This window comes from Komagataeibacter intermedius TF2 (assembly GCF_000964425.1).
GTDB classification, from domain to species: Bacteria; Pseudomonadota; Alphaproteobacteria; order Acetobacterales; family Acetobacteraceae; genus Komagataeibacter; species Komagataeibacter intermedius.
Window position 1 is genome coordinate 20,004 of the sequence record NZ_BANF01000148.1, and the last position, 17,951, is coordinate 37,954.

Here is a 17,951-nt window from a genome sequence, read left to right on the forward strand (position 1 = left end):
TCAGGCGCCGGCGGCATCCTCCTCGGCCTGTATCGCCCACATTTCGGCATACAGGCCGCCGCGTTCCAGCAGGGCGCGGTGGGTGCCGCGCTCCAGTATCCGCCCCTGCCCCATCACAAGGATTTCATCCACATCGACAATGGTGGACAGCCGATGGGCGATGATGATGGTCGTGCGGTTGGCGGCCACCGTATGCAGGGCGGTCTGGATATCCTGCTCGGTGCGGGTATCGAGTGCGCTCGTCGCCTCATCCAGCAGCAGGACACGCGGATTCTTCAGGATGGTGCGCGCGATCGCCACGCGCTGCTTTTCACCCCCCGACAGCTTCAGCCCGCGCTCCCCCACCCGGGTGGCGTAGCCTTCGGGCAGGGTCATGATGAAATCATGGATGCAGGCCAGCTTGGCCGCCTGCTCCACCTCCGCCTGCGTGGCGCCCAGGCGACCATAGGCGATGTTGTAGCCGATCGTGTCATTGAACAGGATGGTGTCCTGCGGCACGACGCCCACGGCCCCGCGCAGGGCCGCCTGCGAATAATCGCGGATGTCATGGCCATCAATCAGGATCCGGCCCGATGTCACGTCATAGAACCGGAACAGCAGGCGGCTGATCGTGGACTTGCCCGCACCCGTCGGCCCGACGATGGCCACCCGGTGGCCCGCGGGGACATGGAAGCTGATCCCGCGCAGGATCTCGCGGTCGGGGCGGTAGCTGAAATGCACGTCCTCAAAGCGGATGTCGGCCGCGGGCGCTTCATCCAGCCGCGCGGGCAGGCCGAGCGCATGCGCGGAATCGGTAATGTCGGCCTGTTCGTCCATCAGGGCGAACATGTGTTCAAGGTCCACCAGCGAATTGCGCAGCGAGGAATACACGCTGCCCAGAAAGTTCAGCGGCAGGTAAAGCTGCATGAGGTAGGTGTTGACCAGCACGAAATGCCCCACCGTCATGCGCCCGGCCTCCACATCGCGCCCGGCCATGAGCATGACGATTATCAGGGCCGTGGCGATGATCGCGGCCTGCCCGAAATTCAGCCCGTTGAGCGAGATCTGGGTGCGGATGGCGGCGGTCTCATAGCGCCGCTGGGCGTCCTCGTAGCGCCTGCGCTCGTGCTCCTCGTTGCCGAAATACTTGACCGTCTCGTAATTCAGCAGGCTGTCCAGCGCCTTCCAGCTTGCTTCGCTGTTGATGTCGTTCATCTGGCGCCGCAACCCGATCCGCCACGACGTGAACTTGATGGTGAACAGCACGTAAGCCGCCACCGCCACCAGCATCACCGCCGCGTACCGCCAGTCGAACAGACGCCAGATCACGACAATGACCATCAGCGCCTCTATCAGGGTCGGCGCCACATTGAACACGCCCACGCGCAGCAGGGTCTCGATCGCTTCCGTCCCGCGCGCGATCGCCCGCGTCACCCCGCCCGACTGGCGGTTGAGGTGAAACCGCAGCGAAAGCTGGTGCATGTGCGTGAAGCTGCGCATGGCCGCGATCCGGCTTATGCGATAGCGCAGCGGGGCAAACAGCGCATCGCGCAGTTCCCCCAGCCCCGCCGCCGCCATGCGCAGCAGGCCGTATCCCACGATCAGCACCAGCGGCATCATGGCCGCCCGCCCCGCCGTGGGCTGCAGGGCGTCGATCACCCGGCTGTAGGCATAGGGCACGCCAATGGTGGCGACCTTGGCCGCGATCAGCAGGATGCATACGCCCACCACCCGCAGGCGCGTGCGCGGATCATGCCGGGGCCACAGATAGGGCAGAAGGCCGCGCAGGGTCGCGGCGGCGGAACGTTCCGGCAGGTCCTGCCGGGTCTTGTCGGAAACAGCCATATGAACGCCATGTGGCATACGTTACGGGTTTTGCAACCCATATCTCCCCGCCATTGCCAGACGCCCGGAGGATTGTCAGCCCATGGGGCAGCCGGTATGCCAGCCATGGCCCGAAGGACAGGGATGGATCATGTCACGTAACCTCGATGGTTTTTTTCGTCATATCGCCGCCTGCAACACGGCGGTGCTGCCCGGCGGGCGGCTGGAATTCCGGCTGGGCACGCAGCCTGCCGGGTGGGTGCAGCCCGACCTGCTGCCGATCCTGCTGCGCCATGGCATGACGCATGCGGAAGATCGCGTCACGCTGCCCGACCCCGCCCGGCTGGAACAGGCGGGCGAGGCCATGGCCCGCGAGGGCGTCTACCGCTCCCACCACGAACTGTTTGACGTCTGGACCGACATGGCCCAGCCCCCCGTGGCGCGCATTGACCGCGGGGCGCTGCCGCTGTTTGGCCTTATGGCGGCAGGCGTGCACCTTAACGGGCTTGTACGGCGGCCAGACGGGCTGCACCTGTGGATCGCGCGGCGGTCAATGACCAAACGCCTTGACCCCGGCAAGCTGGACCATCTGGTGGCAGGTGGCATTCCGGCGGGCCACACGGCGGCACAGGCCCTGATCAAGGAAGCGGCGGAGGAAGCCAGCCTGCCCCCCGAACTGGTGGCCCATGCCCGCGCCACGGCGGACATCCGCTACGCACTGGACCGGCCCGAGGGGCTGCGCCGTGACGTGCTGCACTGTTTCGAACTGGAACTGCCAGCCGATTTCGTTCCCACCCCCGCCGATGGGGAGGTGGAGGAATTCCGCCTGATCCCGCTGGAGGAAGCCTATGCGCTGGTCCGCGATACCGATGAGTTCAAGTTCAACGTGAACCTTGTGCTGATCGACCTGTTCCTGCGCACGGGCATGATTGACCCCGCCAGCCCCGAAGGCCAGCGCCTGCGCCGCGGCCTGACCGGCTGGCACGCCCCGAAACCTGACTGAGCCACCGCCCGCGCAAGGACCATGCGATGACCCTTCCCCCCGTTGCCCGCAAGATACCCCGCACCATCACGCAGCTTGGCCGCACACGTCAGGATGAATATGCGTGGATGAAGGACGACAACTGGCAGAACGTGCTGCGCGACCCTTCCGTGCTGCGGCCTGACATTGCCGAACACCTGCGTGCGGAAAATGCCTATACGCAGTCCGTCCTGTCGGGCACGGACGCGCTGCAGGAACAGCTTGTGGCGGAAATGAAGGGCCGGATACAGCCTGACGATACCTATCCCGCCGTCCCCCACGGGCCGTTCTTCTACCAGACCGGCTATGCCCCCGGCGCGCAGTATCCCGTCTACACACGCTATCCCGCAGGCCAGCCACAGGCGGAAGAGGTGCTGCTGGATGTCAACGCGGCGGCCAGCGGGCATGACTATTACGCCGTCGCCACCTCCAGCCACAGTCCCGACCATGCCCTGTTCGCCTATGCCGAGGACACGCAGGGGTCCGAAATCTACCGCATCCACATCCGCCGCCCTGCCGGTGCGGACGGGGCCACCCTGCCGCCCGTGGACAACTGCAGCGGGGCCTTCGTCTTTTCCCCCGACAGCCGCTTCCTGTTCTGGGTCTGGCGAGATGAACACGGCCGCCCGGCCCGCGTCTACCGCCGCCGCATCGGTGAGGATACGGATACGCTGGTATATGAAGAACCCGACCCCGGTTTCTTCGTGGGCGTGGACGCAACGCGTTCGGGCGGCTGGATCATCATTTCCACCGGCAACCACGACACATCCGAATCCTGGCTGGTTCCCGGCCATGACCCGCAGGCTGCGCCCGCCTGCGCCGCGCCGCGCCAGACCGGGCTGATGTACGGGCTGTACCATCAGGGTGATCACTTCATCATCCTGACCAATGCCGATGGCGCATATGACTTCAAGATCATGACCACGCCCGACAGCGCGCCGGGCCGCGACAACTGGCGCGACCTGATCGGGCATGAACCGGGCCGCTACATTACCGACTGCATGGTCTGGTCTGGCCATCTTGCGTGGCGGGAACGGCGCGACGCGAATACGCGCATCGTCATTCGTGACCTTGACGGCCACACCCATGCGCTGGAACCCGATGAGGCCGCCTATGACCTGACATTCGCAGGCGGTTATGAATATGACACGACCGAACTGCGCTACGTTTACCAGTCCCCCACTACGCCACGACAGTGGCATGCACAGGACATGGCAACACGCGCGGACCGGCTGCTCAAGCAGCAGTCCGTGCCCTCGGGCCATGACCCCGCGCAGTACCGCTGCTGGCGCCTGAGCGCGCGGGCCCCGGATGGCGAACAGGTGCCCGTCACCGTGCTGGGACGCCATGATACGCCCATAGACGGCTCCGCCCCGCTGCTGCTGTATGGGTACGGATCATACGGTCACGCGATTGACCCGGTCTTCTCCACCCGCGTGCTCAGCCTTGTGGACCGGGGGTGGTTCTATGCCATTGCCCATGTGCGCGGCGGATCGGAAAAGGGATGGAACTGGTTCCTGGGCGGCCGGGGACGCAACAAGCCCAATACCTTCAGCGATTTCATCGCCTGCGCCACCTCCCTGACCGATGCGGGCTTCGGCGCGCCGGGCCGGATCGTGGCGGACGGGCGATCGGCTGGGGGCATGGTGATGGGCGCGATCGCCAACATGCGGCCCGACCTGTTCGCAGGCATTGTCGCGGTGGTGCCGTTCGTGGATGAACTGAACACCATGTCCGACGACACCCTGCCCCTGACACCGCCGGAATGGCCCGAATGGGGCAACCCGCTGGAAGATGCGGATGCCTATGACCTGATCGCCAGCTATGCCGCGTATGAACAGGTGGCCCCGCGCGCCTATCCCGCCATCCTGGCCATGGGTGGGCTGACCGACCCCCGCGTCACCTACTGGGAACCGGCGAAATGGGTTGCCCGCCTGCGTGATAACAACCGGTCGGACCGGCCCGTCATGCTGCGCACGAACATGGAGGCGGGACACCGGGGGGCGACAGGCCGGTTCGATTCCCTGAAAGAAGCCGCCCTTATTCACGCTTTTGCCCTATGGGCCGTTGAAACGACGCCCGCGACATAGGATTAATGTCTGTGCTGGAACGATCCCGTTAACACCAGCCCCGTATCGACAGAGCCCGTTTTCCAGAGGAATGACCATGACGGATCCCTACAACGCGGAGCAGGATCAGGCAGGCGCCCCCATGCCGGGCCGCCGCGTGGATCCAGCATCCACGATGCAAACCTTCCGGTCATTCAGTGCGACCCAGCGCACGCAGCGGATGGCGCGCGCGGGGCTGGCGCTGTTTTTCGTGCTGCTGGCGCTGTACACCGTGCGCGGTTTCCTGCCATCGCTGATCTGGGGCTGCATATTCGCCATCGCGTCATGGCCGCTTTATGTGCGCGCCCGCACGCGATGGCATTCGCGTGCCCACCGCACGCTGCTGCCTGTCGTGTTCACGCTGGCGATCGCCCTTATTTTCCTGGGGCCGCTGGCCCTGTTCGGGCTTGAGGCAGGACGCGAGGCGGAAAGCGTGCTCAGGCTGCTCAATGATGCGCGGCATTCGGGCATTCCCCTTCCGCCATGGGTCAGCCACCTGCCCTATGGGCGGCAGACGGTCGAGACATGGTGGAATGACCACCTGAAAAACCCCGCCGATGTATCCGCCCTGCTCGGGTCGATGAATATCGGGCAGAGCATGAAGGTCACCCAGCAGCTCGGATCGCAGGTGCTGCATCGGGTGCTGCTGTTCACCTTTGCCATCCTGACACTGTTTTTCCTGCTCAAGGATGGAGATTCGGTCATCCGCCAGTCCCTGAACGTCTCCCGCCGCGCCTTTGGCAAAAGGGGCGAGCGGATTGCGTTGCAGATCATCGCATCCGTCCACGGTTCGGTATCGGGGCTGGTACTGGTGGGAATTGGCGAAGGCATGCTGATGGGCCTTGCATATCTGGTCGCAGGTGCGCCCCATCCCTTCCTGTTTGGCGTGATAACGGCCATTGCGGCCATGATCCCCTTCTGCGCCCTGATCGCCATCAGTGCCGTCGCCCTGATGCTGGTGATCAATACGGGAGCGGTGCTGACGGCCATTGCCATCATCCTGTTCGGGATTGCCGTGATCCTGCTGGCAGACCACCTGGTGCGCCCTGCCCTGATTGGCGGGTCAACGCAGCTTCCCTTCCTGTGGGTGCTGACGGGCATTCTGGGCGGCGCGGAAAGCTGGAACCTGCTGGGGCTGTTTGTCGGGCCTGCCATCATGGCGGTGCTGCACATGCTGTGGCTGAACTGGAGCCGTGCGCGGTACTGACGCACAGGCGGGCAGCAGACACAAAAAAAGCACCCGGTTTCAGGTGCTTCAATCGTGGCGATCGCCCATAATTCTTTATCGCAGACAGGGATATCGGGCAGGCGGGATTCGAACCCACGACCCCCAGTCCCCCAGACTGATGCGCTACCAGGCTGCGCTACTGCCCGCCTGTCTGCGATGCGCAGGGTGTAGCAGGCCAGCCGGGGGACGGCAAGCCACGATATGCGCAAAAATAAAAAAAACCGGATAAATCAGACAGGCACCATTTCACGCAGGGCCTGCAGTTCCACCAGCACGCCGCGCAGGCTTTCACGCAGCATGGCATTTTCACCCTGCAGCCGTTCCAGTTCGATCATAACGATCTGCTCAAGCGGCATTTCGTCTTCATCCGCCACATCGTCGCCCGACGCCGCCGCATCTTCGGACGCAGCAGCGATACTGGGCGCATCATCCACCGGCACCGTATCCTGCGGTGTTTCATGAACCGGAGCAGCGGCTTCCGGCACCTGTATGGTCCCGACAGTTTCTTCGATAATCGTGACCTGTTCGACAGTCATGGTGGCCGGAGGGGGCTGCTCAGGCGGTGCCGGGGTATCTTCGGCGGCAGGTTCTTCAACCTGTGCCTGCGCGACTGGCGGAACCGGCGTGGCCGGTATCCCTGCCGCGCCATACGCGGGGGCGACTTCTGGCGTGACCGGGGCCGCAGGTGCGGCATCGATCACGGGTGAAGGGTCCGCGGCCAGAGCCGTATCCTGCCCCAGTTCCGCCTGCGCCTGCGCGACGGACAGCTTGCGGACATACAGCAGATCGGCAATCTGACGCAGCACCGCAATATCATGCGGGCGATAGTACCGCCGTCCACCCTGCCCCCGCAGCGGACGCAGTTGCGGAAAACGGGATTCCCACATGCGCATGACATGCTGGGCCAGCCCGAGTTCACGCGCGACCTCGTAAATGGGCAGGCTGTCCGTATCCGGCTGGGTCATGGCCTGCATGGACACGGTTTCCGCTGGCGGTTCATGCTGCGTGCTCATTCATCGTCTCCTTCCGGCGGGCCTTCCCCATCGGACTGTCCATTGACATGGGCACGAAGCAGCTGGCTGGGGCGAAACACCAGAACAGAACGCGGAAGAATCGGCACTTCCACCCCTGTTTTCGGGTTACGGCCCGTGCGCTGTCCCTTCTGCCGGACAGAGAACGTGCCAAACCCGCTTATTTTCAAGGTATCGCCGGTTTCAAGTGTCCGTGCCATCCGTTCCAGAATATCTTCCAGAATATCGGCGGATTCATGGCGGGACAGCCCGACCTGATCATATATCTGTTCTGCCAGAGTGGCGCGTGTCACGGTGCTCATGCGTAAACGTTATGCATGAGCGCCATCATCGTCAATTGAATGTATTCAGTGCGCAGGTGGTTTATTGCGCATTCATTTCAATGTGGTACCGAAACGACATTACAGCCGCGCCAGCGCCGAACCCCATGTCAGCCCGCCACCCAGCGCTTCCATCAGCACAAGGTCGCCCTTGCGGATGCGCCCGTCCCGCACGGCTTCGTTCAGCGCCAGGGGAATGGATGCGGCCGATGTATTGGCATGCCGGTCCACCGTCACCACCACGCGTTCCGACGGAAGCGCAAGCTTGCGCGCCACGCCGTCAATGATGCGCAGGTTGGCCTGATGCGGCACAAGCCAGTTCACATCCGCATGGCTCAGGTTATTTGCCGCCAGTGCCTCATCAACCGAAGCGGACAGCTTGCCCACCGCATGGCGGAAGACATCGCGCCCCTGCATGCGCAGATGGGCGGGCCTGTCATGCTGCCCCGTGGCGCCATCGACATACAGCAGGTCGCCATACTGCCCGTCAGAATGCAGGTGGGTGGAGAGGATGCCCGCATCCCCGTCATCTGATCCGGCGGCAGTCAGGAAGGCAGCCCCTGCGCCGTCACCAAACAGCACGCACGTGCCACGGTCCGACCAGTCAAGGATACGCGAATAGACTTCGCTGCCGATCACCAGCGCTGAACGGGCCTGACCGCTGCGAATCAGCGAATCGGCCATGGACAGGGCATAGATGAAGCCCGAGCACGCCGCCGCAAGGTCAAAGCCGAATCCGGACGTCATGCCCAGTTCGGCCTGCACGCGCACGGCAGTCGAGGGGAAGGCCTGATCAGGCGTGCTGGTTGCAACAATGATGGCGTCAACATCGTCCGGCGCGGCGCCGGCATAGTCCAGCGCCCGCCGCGCGGCCTGTGCCGCCATGGAAACGGCGGTATCGTTTTCACCGGCGATATGGCGCTGGCCGATGCCGGTACGCCCCCGGATCCATTCATCGGATGTATCGAGCTGGGACGCCAGTTCATCATTGGTCACGATCCGCTCGGGCAGGTAACCACCGAATCCGGACAGAAGCGAGCGTTTCGCCGTCATGCCTGTTTTTCCACCAATATCATCTCACATGCGCGGGTGGGAACAGCCATGGCAGCCTGCCCCATACCGGATGTTGCAGGGTCAGGATGCAGCCACCGCCTGCTGCGGGTCCGGGGTCACCTTGACGGACGTCAGGTTTTCCATGTGCGCAAGGCGGTCACGTATGCCATCCGTAAAGCGGTGCGTGACCATGTCCATCGCCACATCGACCGCAGCGGCAAACCCTTCGGCATCCGTGCCGCCATGCGACTTGACCACAACACCATTCAGGCCAACGAACACCGCGCCATTGTACCGGCGCGGGTCCAGCCATTCCTTCATCCGCTCCAGCCCTGGACGGACCAGCAGGTAACCGACCCGGCCCAGCAGGCTGGACGTAAAGACCTGCCGCAGGAGGGTGAACGCCATCTTCAGCGCGCCTTCCCCGGTTTTCAGGGCCACGTTGCCGGTAAAGCCGTCGGTCACCACCACGTCGGTCGTGCCCGCCGTAATGTCATGGCCTTCGACAAAGCCGTGGAACTGTCCTGCCAGTGCGCTGCCCCGCAGCACTTCGGCCGCCTGGCGCAGGCGTTCATCGCCCTTCAGTTCTTCCGACCCGACATTCAGCAGCCCGATCGTCGGTGCGGGCAGGCCCAGCACCGCCTTGGCGAAGGCTTCGCCCATGACGGCGAATTCCACAAGGTTGCGCCAGTCGCACGACACATTCGCGCCGAGGTCGAGCATGACCACGTCGCCGCGTGTCGTGGGGCTGAGCGCCGCCATCGCCGGGCGGCTTATGCCGGGGAGTGTCTTGACCACGATCTTGGCCAGCGCCAGCATCGCCCCGCTGTTGCCAGCGGATACGACACCCTGCGCGGCCCCTTTGGCCACCGCGTCCATGGCCAGCCGCATGGAGGAATCGCGCACGCGCAATGCTGCCGTGGGCTTCATGTCCATGGGAATTGCCGAACCGGCCGGAAGGATTGTGCAGATGGCGGCCGCGCGTGGATGGCGGCTCAGAAGGCCGGACAACTTTGCCTCATCCCCCACCAGAAGAATTCTGGCCGAAGGATGTCGGTCTGCCGCAATCGCCAGTCCGGCCACCACAACTTCCGGACCACCATCCCCACCCATGCCATCTATGGCCAGGGTATAGGACCCAGTCTCGGAAAAGGAGGAACCTGTCTCGCTCATGCTCGTCTTGTGCCGGGTAAGGAAGGAACGCGCAAGATCGGGGACGTACACTTTGGCATGTCCCCGCCCCAGCGCGACCCGGACAGGACGGCCTCAGGCACGCCCATCGGCGCAGTCCCTGCGAACTGCGCCTTTGCCGGGTAATGACGCCAGCAGCGTCCTGTTATCAGGCGCGGACCGCCGTCTTCAGCGCCTTGCCGGCGGATGCGACTTCACGGCCGTCATAATGTCCGCAGTGGCTGCAGACGTGATGCGGGCGCTTGAGTTCGCCACAGTTGGAGCATTCCGCATGTGCCGGAACACTGAGTGCCGCGTGGCTGCGGCGCATGCCACGACGGGACGGCGAGGTTTTTCTCTTGGGTACAGCCATGGGCCTGGGCCCCTCCGATCTGGATCACAACCGGCAGGCACACCATCGTGGCGATACACCGGTCAGTTATCAATAATTGAGGGGGGCGCTCTAACAGATCATTTGCACTTGCGCAAGTGATGATGCGCAGGACGCAAAAACCCGCGCCCCCCGTTCCTGCCCCTTCCTTTGCGTCAGTTCTGCTTTTTTTTCAACTCGGCCAGAGCGGAAAAAGGCTGCCTGCGCACGGTTTCTTCGGGTTCGGCGTCTTCACTGCCCGCGAATTCGGCCGGAATCTCGCAGCCCGGCTTGTGCGGGTACGGATCCAGCGCCAGCGAAAGCTCTTCTGCCGCAAGTTCGCCAAGGTCGATGCTGTCGCGGTCATAGGGGACTTCATCGATGGAGAAGGGGTCGATTTCATCATCCTCGCGGAAACGCGCCGCGGGAATGCAGCGCACGGTGAACGATTCCGCCAGCACGTCCTCGAACGCCTCCAGGCTTACGACACATTCCTGTGTCACATGCGCGGTCAGCCAGCCTTCGGCCAGTACTTCCCCATCCTGCCCCGGCGCCAGCCGGTACCGGCAGGACAGGTCACGCAGGCCGGGTATACCGAACCGGCGCGCCAGCCTGCGGCATTCCTCATCCGATGCCTCGACCACCGTTTCCATGCCACGGACCGGGATGCGGCCCACGGCAAGCGGGCGGGAAAATTCTGCATCCATTCGTACTACTCCTGCGCGTCTGTTCACGGGGTCTGCGCCCTGATGTCCGCATGGGTGGAAATATGGCCCTGTCTTTCGTGTTTTTCCACCACCGGGACGATCTGTGATTGACTTCATTTTCCCAATCGGGCACCGGAAAGACGAACCGCTTTTTACGCCAAGCCCCTATTTCAGGATATTTTCCGGACCATGAGGTCACCACAGGTCACTCCGCCCCGCTCGCGTTCATTACGCCTGTTTTCATGCGCTGTCATCGGGGCAGGAATTGCGCTGTCGGGGTGTTCGGTCTTCAAGCCCAGCACCATCCAGCGTGGCTCCCTGGTGGAAGCGGATGATTACAACAAACTGAAAATTGGCGAGACCACGCGCTCTGACGTGATGGACGCAATGGGTTCGCCCACCGGGCGCGCCACATTCGATGACAATACATGGCTGTATGTCTCCATGAAGCAGGTCATCGTCCCCATCAGCTTCCCCCGCGTGCGCAGGCAGGAAGTTGTGGTGCTGACGTTCGACCAGGACGGCATCCTGCGCAACCTGCGCACCCTGCACAAGGATGACGCCCGCTACGTCTCCATGGCGCCGGGAAAGACCCCCACGCCGGGCACCAAGATCAACATCATGCAGCAGATCCTGGGCAATGTGGGCCGTTACAACCCGCTCAGCCAGATGAGCAGCACCTATGGCGGCAGCACCGGCCCGATGAACAGCATGAACGGCGGCCCCGGACATGGCGGGTCGGGCAACTCCCTGCCCTGACATGGCCTGACCTGCCGTTCAGTTTGGCAGGACAATCCTGATGCGCGCGCCCCCCAGTGGCCCGGTTTCCAGCCCGATATGGCCACCATGGGCGTGAATGATGTCGCGCGCGATCGCAAGGCCCAGCCCGGTCCCGCCTTCATTGCCGCTTTCGAATGGGCGGAACACGCTTTCGCGCCGCGATTCCTCCACGCCGCACCCGTTATCATCGACATACAGGAAGATTTCCCGACGCCCGCGCTCGGCTGACAGTTCGATACAGGTCGCGTGCCTGCGGGCATTTTCCACCACATTGTTCAGGACACGACGCAGCGCATTGCCCCGCCCGGTCACGGTCAGGTCCGGGGGCGTGATCGAACCGATCCGGGCCTGCGCTCCCATCCGGCGCAGGGCGATCACGCTTTCCTCGAACAGGTCCTCCACGCGGATGACGGCAGGTTTCTCCGCCCCCTCCCCGCGCGCGAAGGACAGATACCCTTCGATCATATGCTCCATTTCCACGATATCCCCGATCATGTCGGCAATATCGGGCTGCAGGTCGGCGGCGTTGACCATGCCCGTGCGCGGCAGCATGGCCAGTGACAGGCGCAGCCGGGTCAGTGGCGTGCGCAGGTCGTGCGATACACCAGCCAGAACGGTCGTACGCTGTTCCACAAAACGGTTGATACGGTCACGCATACGGTTGAAGGCAATCGCCGCCTTGCGGATTTCCTGCGCGCCCTCGGGCACGATGGGCACGGTGTCGCGCCCCAGTCCGAACAGTTGCGCCGCCCGCGCCAGCCTGCGAATGGCCCGCACCTGATTGCGCATGAACAGCGCCGCGATCAGGAACAGCACCAGCGCACTACCCGACGCCCACGCCACGAACAGCCATACAGGCGCCACGTCCAGCCGTTTGCGCGGGGCCACGACCTGCAGCACCCCGATAGGCGTCTGCACGCCAATCACCACGCGATGACGCGCCTGCTTCCAGTCCACGAAAGTGGGCCAGCGCACAGTCGCCCGCAGGTCACGCACCAGATCGTCATCAATGGGCCCAAGCACATGGTTGGACCCGCTGCGGTTCAGGCTTGCGCCTTCATGCAATGTCATCACCAGCCCGGAGCGGCGGCCGGCATCCTCCAGTATCCATTGCCGGTCGGCGGGGGACGGGTAGCGTTCCAGCAGGTCCAGCGTCAGGGAAATGGTGGTGGCCATGTCGCCAGACAGGCGGCGGGAGACGATCTGCAGGTAATTCCCGTAAAACAGCTCCAGCGAAATGGCCTGCGTTGCCAGCATGGGAATGAACCCGATCAGCAGCATGCGCCCCAGCAGGGACCGCGGCAGGATCCGGCGGATCAGGCGCTCACGCAGCCTGCGCCAGCCCCGTGCCGGGGGCGGCATGTTTTCGGTAAGGGACGGCGACTCCATATCCATGGCTTTACCCTGACTGCGGACACAAAAAAACCGGCTCCCCTAAAGGTGCCGGCTTTTTGCGGGTCAGACCCGAATTCCGATAACGGAGGGCTTAGAAGCCTTCACGCTCCAGACGCTTGCGCTCCATCTTGCGGGCACGACGCACGGCTTCGGCAGCCTCGCGCGCCTTGCGCTCGGACGGCTTTTCATAATGACGACGCAGCTTCATTTCACGGAAGATGCCTTCGCGCTGCATTTTCTTCTTGAGGGCCTTGAGGGCCTGATCAACATTGTTGTCACGAACGAGAACCTGCACTGGGTCGTCAACTCCTGATCTGCCATCCGGTATGGATGATCCATGAAACTGAAACTTGGGGAACGTCCGCCCGAGGCCATTCCCTTCGTGCGATTCCCAAACGGGCCGCACCTATATCACACTCGCGTCCGGCAACACAAATCATTCCCGCATCCGGGGACAAATGATTTTCGTGCTCCGCTTTGCGCGCCAGTGCTGTCATATACATGTTCCCCGAAACAGGAAGGGTGTTTGTGTCCATGACGCTGCTCAAGATCGCCCGCATGGGCCATCCGGTGCTCCTTCAGCCCGCACAGCCGGTTGCCGACCCGCAGGCCCCCGCCATCCGCACGCTGGTGGCCGACATGATCGAAACCATGCTGGACGCGGGCGGCGTTGGACTGGCCGCCCCGCAGGTCCACCAGGGCCTGCGGCTGTTCGTCTACCGCGTGCCCGCCACCCGCAGCAGCGGCGAGGACGATCCCCCCCGCCTGCCCGCCGCCCTGATCAACCCGGTGCTGGAACCGGTTGATGATGAAATGGTTGACCGGATGGAAGGCTGCCTGTCCATTCCCGGCCTGCGTGGCTGGGTGCCGCGGTACCGCCGCATCGCCTGGCGCGGCACAAACGCGGACGGGCAGGAAACCCATGGCATTGCATCTGGCTTTTTGGCCAATGTATTCCAGCATGAATACGACCACCTGAACGGAATCCTCTACCCCATGCGCATGACCGACCTTGGCCGCATGGGATTTGATAGCGAAATGGCACGTTACGGAGAGCGCCCATGAATCTTTCAGCACTGGTTGCCGCCGCGACATCCGCGCTGGAACCGCCCGCGCTCCAGACATCACCACAGGGGGACGCGCTGCTGCGTCGCTTTCTGGCGGACCCGCGCGCGGGCAGCCAGCCATGGACGACCGCCCTGCTGCGCCAGTGCGCGGGGGAAGACGCGGACCTGCTGTTCCCTGACGGCATGGCACAGGTGGCCGAGTCGTGTTTCGACCTCATGGACCGGGACATGCTGGCGGCGACCAACAGCTTCCGCAGCCGCAAGATCAGCCGCCGCGTCCGCGCCGCCGTGCTGTTCCGGCTGGACCACGCCACCCCGCACCGCGCCGCCATACGGCAGGCGCTGGCGGTGCTGATGGTGCCGACCCATGCCCGCGCCCTTGCCCGCACGCTGGGCCGCAGCGTGAACGCGATCTGGCAGGCGGCGGGGGATACTTCCACCGGTTTCACCTATGTCACCAAGCGCATGACACTCAGCGGCGTCTATGTATCCACCCTGCTGTTCTGGCTGACGCGCGGGGGCAATCCTGCCTCGGTCGAGGAATTCCTTGACCGTCGCCTGTCGGAAATCGGGCGCATCACCCGGCTGCGCAACCGGCTGACCGGGCGTATCGCCTGATCCGGGCCAGCCTGACGTGACACCCCCTGTCCGCCCGCCATCCGCCCGCCATGCGCCTGCTGGCGCGGGGGTGGAACTGCTGTTCCTGCGCGACGAGGACATGCGCCAGGCGCAGGACCTGCTCATGCTCGCCTGCCGGTCGTTTACGGCCATCATAGACGACGCGCTGCACGCGCATGGGCTGGGACATGCGCATTACCGCATCATGCAGGCCATAGCGCTCCAGCCCGGCATGGCGGTGGGGGCGCTGCTGGATACGCTGGGCATTACCAAGCAGAGCATGAGCCGCGCGCTGGGTGAACTGCTGTCCATGGACCTTGTACGGCAGGAAACGGCGGCACAGGACAGGCGGCGGCGGCAACTGTACCTGACCACGCGGGGAAGCGAGATTGAAAACCATCTGTTTTCCCTGCAACGTGAGGTCCTGCTGCGTGTGTACCGCAACGCGGGCGGCAAGGCTGTGGACGGCTTTCGCCGCGTCATGCACGGACTGATAGACGAATCGGATGCCCCCGGCGTATCCACCGATGCCCTTCACCACCCCGACCGGAGTTCCCCATGATCCAGACGGCCTGCGACTCCTCCCTGCCCCACGACAGCATGATCGTGGATGCACATGTGGTGGTCGTGGATGATGATCCCCGCCTGCGCCGCCTGCTGCAGCGTTACCTGAGCGAGCAGGGATTCCGCGTCAGCGCGGCGTCCTCCGCGCAGGAAGCGCGGCAGGTCCTGGGCTTCATGCAACCGGATGCGCTGGTGCTGGATATTACCATGCCGGGGGAAAACGGGCTGGAACTGACCCGCGAACTGCGGCGGGAGAAGCTGCATTTCCCCATCCTGCTGCTGACCGCGCGCGGCGAGCCGGAAGACCGGATCATCGGGCTGGAAGCCGGGGCCGATGACTATCTGGCCAAGCCATTTGAGCCGCGCGAACTGCTGTTGCGGCTCAAGGCGCACCTGCGCCGTTTCGTCCCGCCTGCCCCCAGCAGCAACCTGCGGATCGTGCGGCTGGGGGAACTGGAATTCGACCCGGTGCGGGGCCTGCTGTCCAACGCGCAGGGAATCGTGCACCTGACGGGTGGCGAATCGGCTTTGCTGTCGGTCCTGGCCCGCCACCCCAACGAAATCCTGTCACGCACCGACATTGCGACCACGCTGGATATGGAAGAAATCGGGGAACGCGCGGTGGATGTACAGGTCACCCGTCTGCGCCGCCGGATCGAACCCGACCCGCGTGAGCCACGTTTCCTGCAGACCGTGCGTGGCAAGGGCTATGTGCTGAAACCCGGCCTGTAAACGACTGATTTTCAGGCACTGCCTTTTCCCAAAAAGGCCGTGTCTTTCGAAGTTTTTTGGAAAAATCTTCACCGAAAATGTCTGTCTGTTCTGCGGAACATTAACAGCTTCGGAATCAAAAACGGGCTGGCATGAATGTCATGCCAGCCCGTTTCGATAGTCATGCAATAATCTGGATAGGTCAGGCCGCCTTATTCAGCCTGTCCAGTTCGGCCACCACGGCCTCACCCATTCCGGCGGTATTCACTTCCGTCCTGCCCGCGCTCATGATGTCCGGCGTGCGCAGCCCCCTGTCCAGCACGTTGGACACCGCCTTCTCGATCATTGCCGCGTCTTCCTGCATGTCGAACGAATACCGCAGCAGCATGGCGAACGAGAGGATCTGCGCCAGCGGGTTCGCCTTGCCCTGCCCCGCGATATCGGGCGCGCTGCCATGGATCGGTTCATACAGCGCGGGCGTGCGGCCATCCTCGCCCTTTGCGCCCAGTGTGGCCGAAGGCAGCATGCCAAGGCTGCCGGTCAGCATGGAAGCAAGGTCGGACAGCAGGTCACCAAACAGGTTGCCCGTCACGATCACATCAAACTGCCGCGGGTTGCGCACCATCTGCATGGCGCAGTTATCGGCCAGCATGTGACTCAGTTCGACATCACTGTATTCCCGGTCATGCAGTGCGGTCACGACCTCTTTCCACAGCAGGCCGCTTTCCATCACGTTGCACTTCTCGACCGAGCACACGCGGTTGTCACGCTTGCGCGCCAGGTCGAAGGCGACACGGGCCACGCGTTCGATTTCCGCCGTGGTATAGACTTCGGTATTGATGCCGCGACGCGACCCGTCGGGCAGGGTCTCGATCCCGCGCGGGGTGCCGAAATAGATCCCGCCCACCGTCTCGCGCACGATCATGATGTCCAGACCCCGGATGACATCAGGCTTGAGCGTGCTGGCATCCACCAGCGAATCAAACACCTTGGCCGGACGCAGGTTGGCGAACAGGCCCAGTTCCTGACGCAGCTTCAGGATCGCGATTTCGGGCCGGCGGTCAAACCCGGCCGATGCCCATTTCGGGTCGCCCACCGAACCGAACAGGACCGCATCCGCCGCGCGTGCCGCATCAATCACCTGCTGCGTGATCGGCTGACCGTGCACCGCCAGCGACGCACCACCCACCAGATCCTCGCTGATATCGAAACGGATGCCACGCGCCTGCGCCATCCAGTCCATGATGCGCTGTGCTTCCCGCATGATTTCGGGGCCGATGCCATCGCCAGGCAGGATCAGGAGCTTCTTGGGTGCGGACATGACGTTTCCCATCCGGATAATCTGTTTATGAACGGTTTTCTGAGATGCGGCGCGCGCCCTCAGTCAAGGACGATATGCGGGATCCACGGCTGCGCCTTTGCGCGACGCTGCTCAAAGGTCGTGATCGCCTTTTCATGCTGCAGTGTCTGGCCAATATCATCCAGCCCTTCCAGCAGCAGCTGCCTGCGCAGCGGATCGACATCAAAGGGCACTTCCTGCCCGTCGGGGCGGACAATGACCTGCCGCGCCAGATCAACCGTCAGGCGGGAATTGGCGCCCTGGCGGGCGTCCTCCATCAACTGCGTGCACACGTCACGCGGCAGGGCGATAGGCAGGATGCCGTTCTTGAAACAGTTGTTGTTGAAAATATCAGCGAATGACGGCGCGATCACGCAGCGAATGCCGAAATCCAGCAGCGCCCATGGCGCATGCTCACGCGACGACCCACAGCCAAGGTTGTCATAGGTAATCAGGATCTCGGCCTTGCGGTACGGTTCCTGATTCAGCACGAAATCAGGGTTTTCCGTGCCATCGGGCCGGTAGCGCATGCTGTCGAACGCATGCACGCCAAGACCGGAACGCCTGGTGGTCTTGAGAAACCGCGCTGGAATGATCTTGTCGGTATCGATGTTTTCTTCCGGCAGGGGGGCGGCGATAGCCGTAAGAACGGTGAATTTATCCATT

General features: G+C 63.5%; 19 protein-coding genes and 1 tRNA gene. 8 read left to right on the forward strand and 12 right to left on the reverse strand.

Going from position 1 to position 17,951, the window contains the following annotated elements; all coding sequences use genetic code 11:
- Complete coding sequence (locus B7449_RS14555; protein ID WP_039734622.1) at nucleotides 1-1,842, reverse strand: ABCB family ABC transporter ATP-binding protein/permease; 1,842 nt, start codon at nucleotides 1,840-1,842, stop codon at nucleotides 1-3.
- A 112-nt stretch (nucleotides 1,843-1,954) separates the two neighbouring features.
- Between B7449_RS14555 and B7449_RS14560 the strand changes: the two genes are divergently transcribed.
- The 3 genes from B7449_RS14560 (at nucleotide 1,955) to B7449_RS14570 (ending at nucleotide 6,139) form a co-directional block, all read left to right on the forward strand.
- Nucleotides 1,955-2,806 carry an NUDIX hydrolase gene (locus tag B7449_RS14560; RefSeq protein ID WP_039734749.1) on the forward strand — a complete coding sequence of 284 codons (852 nt, stop codon included), beginning with the start codon at nucleotides 1,955-1,957 and terminating at the stop codon, nucleotides 2,804-2,806.
- 26 nt (nucleotides 2,807-2,832) lie between these two features.
- Complete coding sequence (locus B7449_RS14565; protein WP_039734624.1) at nucleotides 2,833-4,914, forward strand: S9 family peptidase; 2,082 nt, start codon at nucleotides 2,833-2,835, stop codon at nucleotides 4,912-4,914.
- Between the two features lie 70 nt (nucleotides 4,915-4,984).
- Nucleotides 4,985-6,139 (forward strand): AI-2E family transporter, encoded by a 1,155-nt coding sequence (locus B7449_RS14570; RefSeq protein ID WP_039734625.1) that lies wholly within the window; start codon nucleotides 4,985-4,987, stop codon nucleotides 6,137-6,139.
- Nucleotides 6,140-6,232: 93 nt separating this feature from the next.
- Here the strand turns inward: B7449_RS14570 and B7449_RS14575 are convergent.
- The 7 genes from B7449_RS14575 to B7449_RS14605 all read right to left on the reverse strand — a co-directional run bounded on the left by B7449_RS14575 (nucleotide 6,233) and on the right by B7449_RS14605 (nucleotide 10,811).
- Nucleotides 6,233-6,306, reverse strand: a tRNA-Pro gene (locus B7449_RS14575).
- Nucleotides 6,307-6,390: 84 nt separating this feature from the next.
- Complete coding sequence (locus B7449_RS14580) at nucleotides 6,391-7,173, reverse strand: MerR family transcriptional regulator (RefSeq protein ID WP_039734626.1); 783 nt, start codon at nucleotides 7,171-7,173, stop codon at nucleotides 6,391-6,393.
- Nucleotides 7,170-7,493, reverse strand: coding sequence for an integration host factor subunit alpha (locus tag B7449_RS14585; RefSeq protein WP_039734628.1), 324 nt, complete (start codon nucleotides 7,491-7,493; stop codon nucleotides 7,170-7,172). Before B7449_RS14585 ends, B7449_RS14580 begins: the two co-directional genes overlap by 4 nt.
- 99 nt (nucleotides 7,494-7,592) lie before the next feature.
- Nucleotides 7,593-8,564, reverse strand: coding sequence for a beta-ketoacyl-ACP synthase III (locus tag B7449_RS14590; protein ID WP_039734629.1), 972 nt, complete (start codon nucleotides 8,562-8,564; stop codon nucleotides 7,593-7,595).
- 81 nt (nucleotides 8,565-8,645) lie between these two features.
- On the reverse strand, nucleotides 8,646-9,737 hold the full coding sequence (gene plsX / locus B7449_RS14595) for a phosphate acyltransferase PlsX (protein ID WP_039734630.1): 1,092 nt from the start codon (nucleotides 9,735-9,737) through the stop codon (nucleotides 8,646-8,648).
- A gap of 166 nt (nucleotides 9,738-9,903) precedes the next feature.
- On the reverse strand, nucleotides 9,904-10,107 hold the full coding sequence (gene rpmF / locus B7449_RS14600; RefSeq protein ID WP_010506434.1) for a 50S ribosomal protein L32: 204 nt from the start codon (nucleotides 10,105-10,107) through the stop codon (nucleotides 9,904-9,906).
- A 173-nt stretch (nucleotides 10,108-10,280) separates the two neighbouring features.
- Nucleotides 10,281-10,811 carry a YceD family protein gene (locus B7449_RS14605; protein WP_039734631.1) on the reverse strand — a complete coding sequence of 177 codons (531 nt, stop codon included), beginning with the start codon at nucleotides 10,809-10,811 and terminating at the stop codon, nucleotides 10,281-10,283.
- Nucleotides 10,812-11,000: 189 nt separating this feature from the next.
- Here B7449_RS14605 and B7449_RS14610 point away from each other — a divergent pair, with 189 nt between their 5' ends.
- The gene (locus tag B7449_RS14610) at nucleotides 11,001-11,570 is read left to right on the forward strand and encodes an outer membrane protein assembly factor BamE (RefSeq protein ID WP_039734632.1); all 570 of its coding nucleotides are present in this window, start codon (nucleotides 11,001-11,003) and stop codon (nucleotides 11,568-11,570) included.
- Nucleotides 11,571-11,588: 18 nt separating this feature from the next.
- Here the strand turns inward: B7449_RS14610 and B7449_RS14615 are convergent, their stop codons facing one another.
- Nucleotides 11,589-12,986: a sensor histidine kinase gene (locus B7449_RS14615; RefSeq protein ID WP_039734633.1), complete on the reverse strand. Its 1,398-nt coding sequence runs from the start codon at nucleotides 12,984-12,986 to the stop codon at nucleotides 11,589-11,591.
- Between the two features lie 91 nt (nucleotides 12,987-13,077).
- Nucleotides 13,078-13,281, reverse strand: coding sequence for a 30S ribosomal protein S21 (gene rpsU, locus B7449_RS14620; RefSeq protein WP_010506446.1), 204 nt, complete (start codon nucleotides 13,279-13,281; stop codon nucleotides 13,078-13,080).
- Between the two features lie 239 nt (nucleotides 13,282-13,520).
- Between rpsU and def the strand changes: the two genes are divergently transcribed.
- The 4 genes from def to B7449_RS14640 are packed head-to-tail and all read left to right on the forward strand — an operon-like array spanning nucleotide 13,521 to nucleotide 15,967.
- Nucleotides 13,521-14,051, forward strand: coding sequence for a peptide deformylase (gene def, locus B7449_RS14625; RefSeq protein WP_010512899.1), 531 nt, complete (start codon nucleotides 13,521-13,523; stop codon nucleotides 14,049-14,051).
- A complete protein-coding gene (locus tag B7449_RS14630; protein ID WP_039734634.1) occupies nucleotides 14,048-14,671 on the forward strand; it encodes a COQ9 family protein in 624 nt (207 codons plus the stop codon). The genes def and B7449_RS14630 overlap by 4 nt, the downstream gene beginning before the upstream one ends.
- Nucleotides 14,672-14,687: 16 nt before the next feature.
- Nucleotides 14,688-15,233 carry a MarR family winged helix-turn-helix transcriptional regulator gene (locus tag B7449_RS14635; RefSeq protein ID WP_235720948.1) on the forward strand — a complete coding sequence of 182 codons (546 nt, stop codon included), beginning with the start codon at nucleotides 14,688-14,690 and terminating at the stop codon, nucleotides 15,231-15,233.
- The gene (locus B7449_RS14640; protein WP_010512896.1) at nucleotides 15,230-15,967 is read left to right on the forward strand and encodes a response regulator; all 738 of its coding nucleotides are present in this window, start codon (nucleotides 15,230-15,232) and stop codon (nucleotides 15,965-15,967) included. Before B7449_RS14635 ends, B7449_RS14640 begins: the two co-directional genes overlap by 4 nt.
- Nucleotides 15,968-16,148: 181 nt before the next feature.
- Here the strand turns inward: B7449_RS14640 and leuB are convergent, their stop codons facing one another.
- Nucleotides 16,149-17,267 (reverse strand): 3-isopropylmalate dehydrogenase, encoded by a 1,119-nt coding sequence (gene leuB, locus B7449_RS14645; protein WP_039734635.1) that lies wholly within the window; start codon nucleotides 17,265-17,267, stop codon nucleotides 16,149-16,151.
- Between the two features lie 59 nt (nucleotides 17,268-17,326).
- A complete protein-coding gene (gene leuD / locus B7449_RS14650; RefSeq protein ID WP_039734637.1) occupies nucleotides 17,327-17,950 on the reverse strand; it encodes a 3-isopropylmalate dehydratase small subunit in 624 nt (207 codons plus the stop codon).
- Between the last annotated feature and the right edge of the window lies 1 nt (nucleotide 17,951).

Bases quoted from the DNA above. Each gene is read 5' to 3' on its own strand.
- B7449_RS14555 (WP_039734622.1), bottom strand. From the start codon at position 1,842: ATGCCACATGGCGTTCATATGGCTGTTTCCGACAAGACCCGGCAGGAC.
- B7449_RS14560 (WP_039734749.1), top strand. From the start codon at position 1,955: ATGTCACGTAACCTCGATGGTTTTTTTCGTCATATCGCCGCCTGCAAC.
- B7449_RS14565 (WP_039734624.1), top strand. From the start codon at position 2,833: ATGACCCTTCCCCCCGTTGCCCGCAAGATACCCCGCACCATCACGCAG.
- B7449_RS14570 (WP_039734625.1), top strand. From the start codon at position 4,985: ATGACCATGACGGATCCCTACAACGCGGAGCAGGATCAGGCAGGCGCC.
- B7449_RS14580 (WP_039734626.1), bottom strand. From the start codon at position 7,173: ATGAGCACGCAGCATGAACCGCCAGCGGAAACCGTGTCCATGCAGGCC.
- B7449_RS14585 (WP_039734628.1), bottom strand. From the start codon at position 7,493: ATGAGCACCGTGACACGCGCCACTCTGGCAGAACAGATATATGATCAG.
- B7449_RS14590 (WP_039734629.1), bottom strand. From the start codon at position 8,564: ATGACGGCGAAACGCTCGCTTCTGTCCGGATTCGGTGGTTACCTGCCC.
- plsX (WP_039734630.1), bottom strand. From the start codon at position 9,737: ATGAGCGAGACAGGTTCCTCCTTTTCCGAGACTGGGTCCTATACCCTG.
- rpmF (WP_010506434.1), bottom strand. From the start codon at position 10,107: ATGGCTGTACCCAAGAGAAAAACCTCGCCGTCCCGTCGTGGCATGCGC.
- B7449_RS14605 (WP_039734631.1), bottom strand. From the start codon at position 10,811: ATGGATGCAGAATTTTCCCGCCCGCTTGCCGTGGGCCGCATCCCGGTC.
- B7449_RS14610 (WP_039734632.1), top strand. From the start codon at position 11,001: ATGAGGTCACCACAGGTCACTCCGCCCCGCTCGCGTTCATTACGCCTG.
- B7449_RS14615 (WP_039734633.1), bottom strand. From the start codon at position 12,986: ATGGATATGGAGTCGCCGTCCCTTACCGAAAACATGCCGCCCCCGGCA.
- def (WP_010512899.1), top strand. From the start codon at position 13,521: ATGACGCTGCTCAAGATCGCCCGCATGGGCCATCCGGTGCTCCTTCAG.
- B7449_RS14630 (WP_039734634.1), top strand. From the start codon at position 14,048: ATGAATCTTTCAGCACTGGTTGCCGCCGCGACATCCGCGCTGGAACCG.
- B7449_RS14640 (WP_010512896.1), top strand. From the start codon at position 15,230: ATGATCCAGACGGCCTGCGACTCCTCCCTGCCCCACGACAGCATGATC.
- leuB (WP_039734635.1), bottom strand. From the start codon at position 17,267: ATGTCCGCACCCAAGAAGCTCCTGATCCTGCCTGGCGATGGCATCGGC.
- leuD (WP_039734637.1), bottom strand. From the start codon at position 17,950: ATGGATAAATTCACCGTTCTTACGGCTATCGCCGCCCCCCTGCCGGAA.